Source organism: Acinetobacter sp. UBA3025 (genome assembly GCF_002367915.1).
Taxonomy (GTDB): Bacteria; Pseudomonadota; Gammaproteobacteria; order Pseudomonadales; family Moraxellaceae; genus Acinetobacter.
The window spans coordinates 1-7,604 of sequence record NZ_DFDO01000170.1 but is presented as its reverse complement, the minus strand read 5'-3'; the positions used below and the strand labels follow the sequence as shown (position 1 = coordinate 7,604).

The following is a 7,604-nucleotide window of genomic DNA, read 5'->3' as shown; positions in this document are numbered from 1 at the left end:
ATTGTTCTGAATATCATCGGCCACTTTAGAGCCATGATAGGTGCCTGCGACCCCTGTAATGGATGCAATCTGCTGCGGTCGAGTTGCTGCCACATAGAGTACTGTCGGACCACCATGTGAGTGACCGATGAGATTGATTTTTTCCTTCCCTGTAATTGCCAGCACTTCATCGACCTGATGAATGAGCTGTTCACCGCGGTGGGCCGTGGTATTGGCAGGCGACAATTGGGCGGCAAACACGGTCGAACCATTACGAGCCATATCCGGCAGAATCTGATACCAGTAATCTAAACCAATGGTATCGGTACCTATGCGTTGCCAGCCTAACCAGCCATGCACCATCAAAATAGGATACTTGGTTTTGGCATAGTCTGATTTGGCTTTTTCAGTGACCTGAACTGCACTTGCTGCCGCCTGGGTTTATGTTGAAAAGCCAAAACCGAGGCCTGCTGCCAAGGAAAGCGCCAGCATCTGTGTTGTTTTAATAAAAGTACGCATAACCGTTCCTTTGTTCATTTTATTGTTATAAAAAGCAATCATTGCTCGGGAGTATTGATGCGCGATAAATATTGAAGTTGGATGTCTCGATCGTGCAGACCTAATCTTCAATCACGTGCAAAAATTATTATTTTGAAGCAGAAGCATTTTTTCATGCTGATGAGCCAATTCCATGTCATTTCGGGCCATGCCCGATGAGCATTTATGAGTCCATAAATTTACAATTTATATACGTGTGTATTTTATTGTTAACTCCTTGAAATATAAGATTGATGAATGTTTAGGTTGAAATAGTTAGAAACAAATAACAATGTTAAAAAAAGTAATCAGCCCAAGAAAATCAAGGCTTTCAGAGGGAAATGGCTCTGTCAAACTCTCAAAATAGAGGGTCAGCGTTACTGTTTTTATATAAGAGATGAGACAAAAAAAAAGGGAATAAGAGAAGATATTCGACGCCGTAGCAGTACTTGTAGCTACGGCGTCAATGAGCAATTTTAGCTGAAAATTAATTGGCAAAGGGTAGGGTCCCACCCTGATCATGTACCTGTTCAAATGTACCTACACGAAGCCGTTCTTCAGGGCGCTGGAAATGTTTCTGACGCAACTGATCAACTGCCTGCTGTTTGGCATTTTCACTCAGGCCACTTTTTAGGATGTTATCGCGCTCGCCCAAGTAACGCGTCACCCTGGATTTCCAATTCGCACGTTCATCATCAAGTTTTTCCAGACGTTGGGTTGCTTCAGGACCGACCAGATTCAGGCGCATCTGACGGATTTCTTCCGCAGAACCACCCCGGGCTTTAATATCAGCGGTGAGTTTACGCAGATCTTCCAGTTTATTCAGTTGCTCCAGATTTTCTTGCCAGTCCTGCGGTAACTGCGCAAACAGTTCTTTTAGCTTCTGGGCTTTTTCTGCTTCGCTCAGCTTTTTATCCGCCATGACTGCCATCCGGTCTAAGGTATATTCATGATAGGTATCTTCAGTGCCAAACAGTCCTTCAATTTCATAATCAGAGAAAAAGCGTTTACGCAGGTTCTGGGTGCTGGCATAGATACTGCGGTAGTAAGCTGGATCTTCTTGATCCAGACCTGCAGGTGGAGTCAATTCTCCCAAACCTTGACGATACTGGATATAACGGTCCCAAAGATCCAGAACTTGTGAAAGTGCAGGTTCCTGATAATTTTGCTGAATATAAGTTTTAAAATTTCGCTGGATCTGTTCGAGGGTTTTTTCCCCATACTGGGTAATAAAATATTCAAAACAGTTACGGGTCTGTTCATTGGCAATCAGGCGATTGCTGGCATCCATCTGCATCTGGCAATTAATTTCCGTATCCTGCTGGCTTGGACTCAGGAATATATTATTTACAGGGCCATTGGCCAGTGCTGCTGCCTGTTGAGCGCTGCTTTCATTGGTGGATTGCGGGCCTGAGACACGTGCCTGTGCTTCATCCCTAGGAGCAAGCCATAGAATCAGGGTAATCAAGCACAATACGATGAGCGCAATCACGATCCATAGTTTATATTTCTGCATATCCTATGCACCTTTATTTTAATTATTGGATTATTTTAAATTTTGCATTCGGCAGGATAGGAGATATTGCACCTTATATGCTGTAGAAAAGTTGTAAATAATTGACAGGGGTTTTACCATTGCGCCAATTTATAAAATGTCTGACTTTTTGCCATGAAAGCTTCATCTCCTAAAATTCAGCGTCGTCATATCAGCGGTGTATTTCTATTAAATAAGCCTCTAGGCATCAGCTCGAATGCTGCATTGCAAAAAGTACGCTGGTTATATCGTGCGCAAAAAGCTGGACATACTGGTGCACTAGATCCCTTGGCATCCGGTCTTTTACCGATCTGTCTGGGTGAGGCGACCAAGTTTTCGCATTATCTGCTGGATTCAACCAAACGTTACCAGACCACAGTTTTTCTGGGACATAGCACTACGACAGGTGATGTCGAAGGAGAGATTCTGCTGGAAAAGCCAGTCCCTGAACTGAATGAAGAGTTGATTCAGGAGACAATTGCCAAGTTTGTCGGTGAAATCCAGCAAGTGCCACCGATGTATTCAGCCCTGAAAAAAGAAGGCCGTCCGCTGTACGAGCTGGCGCGTAAGGGTATTGAGATCGAGCGTGAAGCGCGCCCAATTACCATTTATGCAATTGAGCTTTTATCTTTTACTGAAAATAGCATCACGCTGGATGTGACCTGTTCCAAAGGTACTTATATTCGGGTACTCGGCGAAGATATTGCGAAAGCACTTGGTACTTATGGTCATCTGACTTATCTACATCGGATTCAAACTGGTCATTTTGACCTTATTCCAAGCTATACCATTGAATATCTGGAAAGCTTGACTGAGGCAGAACGTGAAGCACTATTACTGCCAGCTTATGCACCGGTACAACATTTCCCGCAGATTCAGGCACCGGAAGGCCGTGCAGAATATTTTAGCCGGGGTATGGAAAGTAATATCGACCATCCGGCAGAGCCACAGGTGCTGGTTTTTGATGGCGAGAAATGCTTAGGTCTGGCTGAAATCACGGATAAAAAACGTTTGGTACCCAAACGTGTTCTTAATCTCTAGGCGCGTTGAATAACAATGGACATCGAGATTATCCTCAGTCTGGTGCTTTTTGCCTTTATGGCAGGAGCGATTGACGCTGCCGTCGGTGGTGGTGGTCTGATCCAGATCCCGGCAATTATGAGTAGCCTGCCGCAGCTGCAACCCGCCACAGTATTTGGCACTAACAAGCTGGCCTCTATTTTTGGTACAGGCTCGGCAGCCTTTTCCTATCTTAGACAGGTCAAACTGCCCTGGGTTTTACTTGGTGTAATTGCGCTGTGCAGCTTTATTAGCTCATTTATTGGAGCAGCCAGTGTCACCTTGATTCCGGTGGATATTCTCAAGCCTTTTGTGCTGATCATGCTGATCGTGATTGCAATCTATACATTCATGAAAAAGCAATTCGGACGGGTACATGTCGAACAAAAGCTGAATAAAAAGATGCTGATACTAGCAGCACTAGGCAGCCTGGCCATCGGTTTTTATGACGGAATTTTTGGCCCGGGGACAGGCAGTTTCTTTATCTTTTTCTTTATCCGTTATCTGAGCGTGGATTTCTTGCATGCCTCAGCCTTATCGAAAATTGCCAATTTCACTACCAATCTTGCGGCACTCAGCTTCTTCATTCCTACAGGTCATGTCCTGTTTCTGGTGGGTGCCATGATGGCAGCTGCGAATATTTGCGGTTCGCTGTTAGGGGTTAAACTGGCCTTTAAATATGGCAGCGGTTTTATCCGGATTCTGTTTCTGATCCTGGTCAGTTTGCTGATTTGCCGTATGGCTTATCAGATGTTTTTAGCCTAAAAATAGATGTAAACTATTCTCGATATTAAAGTTTTTTATACAAATTCGCCTTATAAATATTCCTGACCATTTGCCTGTTTCACTCTATGCTGGAGTAAAGGCATGACAAAAACAGGAGAAAAATTACATGACCACCATTTTTGAAGCATTAAGGGAAAGTCATGAAATCCAGCGTGATCTGGCAGAAAAATTACTGCAAACTTCGGGGGATTCACCAGAACGTCGTGAGTTGTTCAAGCAGCTGAAGAATGAACTGTTTGCGCATGAAACGGCAGAAGACCGTTACTTTTATATTCCATTGATGATGACAGATCCCGGCCTGAACATTACCCGTCATGCCTTGGCAGAACATCATGAAATGGATGAAATGATTGAGGAACTGACTGAAACTGAATTTAGTAGCCCAAGCTGGATTGCAATTGCCAAGAGACTGTCAGATAAGGTTCATCATCATTTGAAAGAAGAGGAGCATGCTTTCTTTCAGCAGGCCGGGAAAATCCTGGGAGATGAACAAAAACAGGCTTTAGCGGATCAGTACAAAACTGAATATCAGCGCTATAAAGAAATGAAAAAAGACATGCTGGTTAAAAGCTAATATTGAAATTCAAATTTTCATGACAAAAAAGATGGCCAGAGTGCCATCTTTTTTTATTTATTCAGCTTTCTATTTTCCGGGTTTTATATTTCTGCCGCGCTTCCCGCATAGTCACGCCAACTGAAGCCAGCATAATACAAACCAGCGCGAGTGTCTGAAGTAGCGTAATTTTTTCACCCAGCAAGATAAAACCTACCAGTGCTGCCAGAGCTGGAGACAGACTGGAAAGCGTGCCATAACTGGTTTTATTCAAGTACTGGAGCGCTTTTAAATCCAGCGCATAAGGAATAGCGGTTGCCAGTACTGCAATGGTAATGGCCTTGCCCCAGTATTGGGTATCAATGAGCGCAGGAGCATTGTTATACAGTCCGATTGGTAGCAAACACAGGGCTGAAATACTGATGGCAATCGTCAGTGCATGCATCCCGATATTTTGCTGTACCACGCGTTGCCCAAAATAGATATACAGCGCCCAGCAGAGGCCAGCCCCTAGGGCACAGGCTGCACCAAACAGATCAAAGTTACTGCTATTGGCTTCCCCCCATGGCACCATCAGCACGATACCTAAAATTGCCAGTAACACCCAGACATAGTCCTTGCGGTTTTGAATCGAAATTAAGGCCAAGCCTAGCGGGCCAATAAATTCCAGTCCGACCGCAATTCCTTGCGGGAGTTTACCCAGCGACATATAGAACAGGATATTCATCACACCCAGAGAAGCACTATAGCAAAGCAGATCCCGCCATTTCAGGAATTGTAAACGTCGAATAACTTTCCAGGAACGGAACATGACACAGACAATAATGGCGGCAAAGCAGAGTCTTAAAATAGTGACAGTGATCGGATCAAGCACCAGGAAAAGTTGCTTGGCGAAGGATGCACTGATCTGGTATGAAGTCATGGAGAGAACCATGTACAACACAGCAAGAAGTTGGACGTTTGGCATGGGAGAAACTACTTATACCAGAAGGGTATAATCGAGATACAGAAGAAAGCGGAAGTATATCAAACTGGTTAATTTTTGATGAGTAGGGCAGACGAATATTTTGTGAATGCGAAGCAGATTTTGGATCAGTGAATTTAAATTTTTGATTTCGTCCCTCACCGAAAAAATTAAATTCAAAATGAATTATTGATGAGATTGTGGTTGCAAATTAATCAATTTTTAATTTGATCTTAATTTTATATTTATTAAAATAGCTTAGACCTCATGATTTGGGTCAACTTTAAAATAACAATGAAAAATAAAACGATGAAAAAATAATAAGGTAGATAATAATGAAATTAAGATTACTCTCTTGTGCTGTCTTGAGCCTTATGCTGACTGCATGTGGTGGCTCTGATTCTGATAATAACGAGCCAGTCGCAGGTCAACCAACCCCAACCAATCCTGGTAATCCGAGCAATCCTGGAACTCCGGATAATGGTGATGGAACATCAGATACGATTTCTGAATTCTATACCTATCAGTTCAACCTGCCGAATATTGATGCTTCAGATATGGAGTCGGAAAAGCTTCTATTGGCCAGCCATAAAAATAAAATTACTGACGGCATTTTGTATGCAGATGATAACCGGGCTGTTGATACTGAATATGATCTTGACGAAGATATGACCTTCCCAATTTATGTCACAGAAAAAGGTGTATTCCCTGCAGATCGTGCCCGTACAGCATTAGGTTATAAACTGGAAAAAGTACTGGAAAATACTTCTGAACAATTTACCAGTCGTCCCGTCACTATTCCGGAAAATAACATCAGTAATCATCGACACCTGGAGTGGTACGACCTGTCAGGTAAAGCCTTAACTGAACGTACCAATATTACTGTCGTGAAGATGTATGACGATACCGAGACCAGAGTTTTCTTTGATACTGATACCATGGATGCTGAGCGTAAATATTACAATCAGTTTGCTACCAATTTTGTCAGTTTGCAGAAGGCGCGTACTTTCCCGAACGGATCTAAATGTTTCCGTATTCTGGCGGAGCATCCTGAGGAAGAATTTATTGAATTTGATCCGGATATCAAAACTGGCTATCGTACACTGTCTGAATGGCAGACAGGCGAGTCTGTTCAAGAGATGGCGAAAACCATTTTAGATGGCACGATGGCTAACCTGAAATTTAAAAAAGCCGAATATAAAGACGATGCCCAGCAATATTATAAATACTTTGGTGCGATCGAATATCAGGGTGAAATTTATTCCAGTACTTTCTCGGAACATGGAGAGCATATTGATCATGCCGATTATATTGCTCAGGCAAGAAAAGCTGCCTTGGACAATTTAAGGGAAGAGGGTGCAACTCCTCTAATGCTTAAATGGACAGATTACCTGTATGACCATCTTGCTTCGGCATGTGATGGCTATAATGTGACAGCAGCTACTGCATTAAATACGGCTATTAAAGATGCAACGCCACGCTAAAATTAAATAGGTTATTAAAAAAGGCGCTTGAGCGCCTTTTTTATTTAATGCTTTCTTCTTTGTGTGGTCACCGTACAGCCAATTGAAGCGCTAATGATTGTGCCTAATGCCAGCCATTGGGTCCATAATAAAGTTTCACCCAAAAAGATAAAACCGGAAAATGCTGCAATTGCAGGTTCCAGACTCATCAAGGTTCCAAAACTCAAAGCGGTTAAATTTCTAAGTGCAATCATTTCCAGGGTAAAGGGCAGTGCACTGGCCAATATTGCCAGAGCTAAAAAGTACATCAGGCTGATTGGTTCAAAAGTATGAGCTGGCATTCCTGCAAAGAGTGCAATTGGCATCAGTACCAGCATGCCGACGAACATGCCCAGACACACGGTATGATTCCCTGATACACCCGAAGGTTTTTGTCCGGCCACGATATACAGTGCCCAGCAGGCACCTGCACTCAAGGCAAATAGAATACCAATCGGATCAAGTGGGTGTACGGCCTGATCAAAGGGAAACAGCAGCACCAGCCCTAGAATTGCCAGTCCGACCCAGATAAAATCAAACTTCTGCCGGGCATGAAAAAGCGCAACACTTAAGGGCCCAATAAATTCAAAAGAAACTGCAATACCAAGTGGCAGGCGATCAATCGCCAGATAGAACAGCATATTCATGCCAGCTAATGCCAAGCCATAGCTGATAATCGCTGACCATTTC

7 protein-coding genes and 1 pseudogene are annotated in these 7,604 nt (G+C 43.2%); 4 read left to right on the top strand and 4 right to left on the bottom strand.

Annotated features, from left to right (window positions below; genetic code table 11):
• Positions 1-498, bottom strand: a pseudogene (locus B4J23_RS07150) (esterase/lipase family protein); the annotation flags it as partial.
• A 505-nt stretch (positions 499-1,003) separates the two neighbouring features.
• Entirely contained in the window at positions 1,004-2,032 is a 1,029-nt protein-coding gene (locus B4J23_RS07145) for a lipase secretion chaperone (RefSeq protein ID WP_291359604.1), read from the bottom strand.
• A 153-nt stretch (positions 2,033-2,185) separates the two neighbouring features.
• Between B4J23_RS07145 and truB the strand changes: the two genes are divergently transcribed.
• The 3 genes from truB to B4J23_RS07130 all read left to right on the top strand — a co-directional run bounded on the left by truB (position 2,186) and on the right by B4J23_RS07130 (position 4,469).
• Positions 2,186-3,091 carry a tRNA pseudouridine(55) synthase TruB gene (gene truB, locus B4J23_RS07140; protein ID WP_175966195.1) on the top strand — a complete coding sequence of 302 codons (906 nt, stop codon included), beginning with the start codon at positions 2,186-2,188 and terminating at the stop codon, positions 3,089-3,091.
• A 15-nt stretch (positions 3,092-3,106) separates the two neighbouring features.
• On the top strand, positions 3,107-3,874 hold the full coding sequence (locus B4J23_RS07135) for a sulfite exporter TauE/SafE family protein (RefSeq protein WP_004787054.1): 768 nt from the start codon (positions 3,107-3,109) through the stop codon (positions 3,872-3,874).
• Positions 3,875-4,001: 127 nt separating this feature from the next.
• Positions 4,002-4,469: a hemerythrin domain-containing protein gene (locus B4J23_RS07130; protein WP_005233643.1), complete on the top strand. Its 468-nt coding sequence runs from the start codon at positions 4,002-4,004 to the stop codon at positions 4,467-4,469.
• Positions 4,470-4,530: 61 nt separating this feature from the next.
• Here the strand turns inward: B4J23_RS07130 and B4J23_RS07125 are convergent, their stop codons facing one another.
• Positions 4,531-5,415 carry an EamA family transporter gene (locus B4J23_RS07125; protein WP_175966193.1) on the bottom strand — a complete coding sequence of 295 codons (885 nt, stop codon included), beginning with the start codon at positions 5,413-5,415 and terminating at the stop codon, positions 4,531-4,533.
• A gap of 332 nt (positions 5,416-5,747) precedes the next feature.
• Between B4J23_RS07125 and B4J23_RS07120 the strand changes: the two genes are divergently transcribed.
• Positions 5,748-6,896 (top strand): hypothetical protein, encoded by a 1,149-nt coding sequence (locus tag B4J23_RS07120; protein ID WP_175966192.1) that lies wholly within the window; start codon positions 5,748-5,750, stop codon positions 6,894-6,896.
• Positions 6,897-6,940: 44 nt separating this feature from the next.
• Here B4J23_RS07120 and B4J23_RS07115 read toward each other — a convergent pair.
• Positions 6,941-7,604, bottom strand: a 664-nt coding sequence (locus B4J23_RS07115) for an EamA family transporter (protein ID WP_291359599.1), incomplete at its 5' end; no start/stop codon positions are given.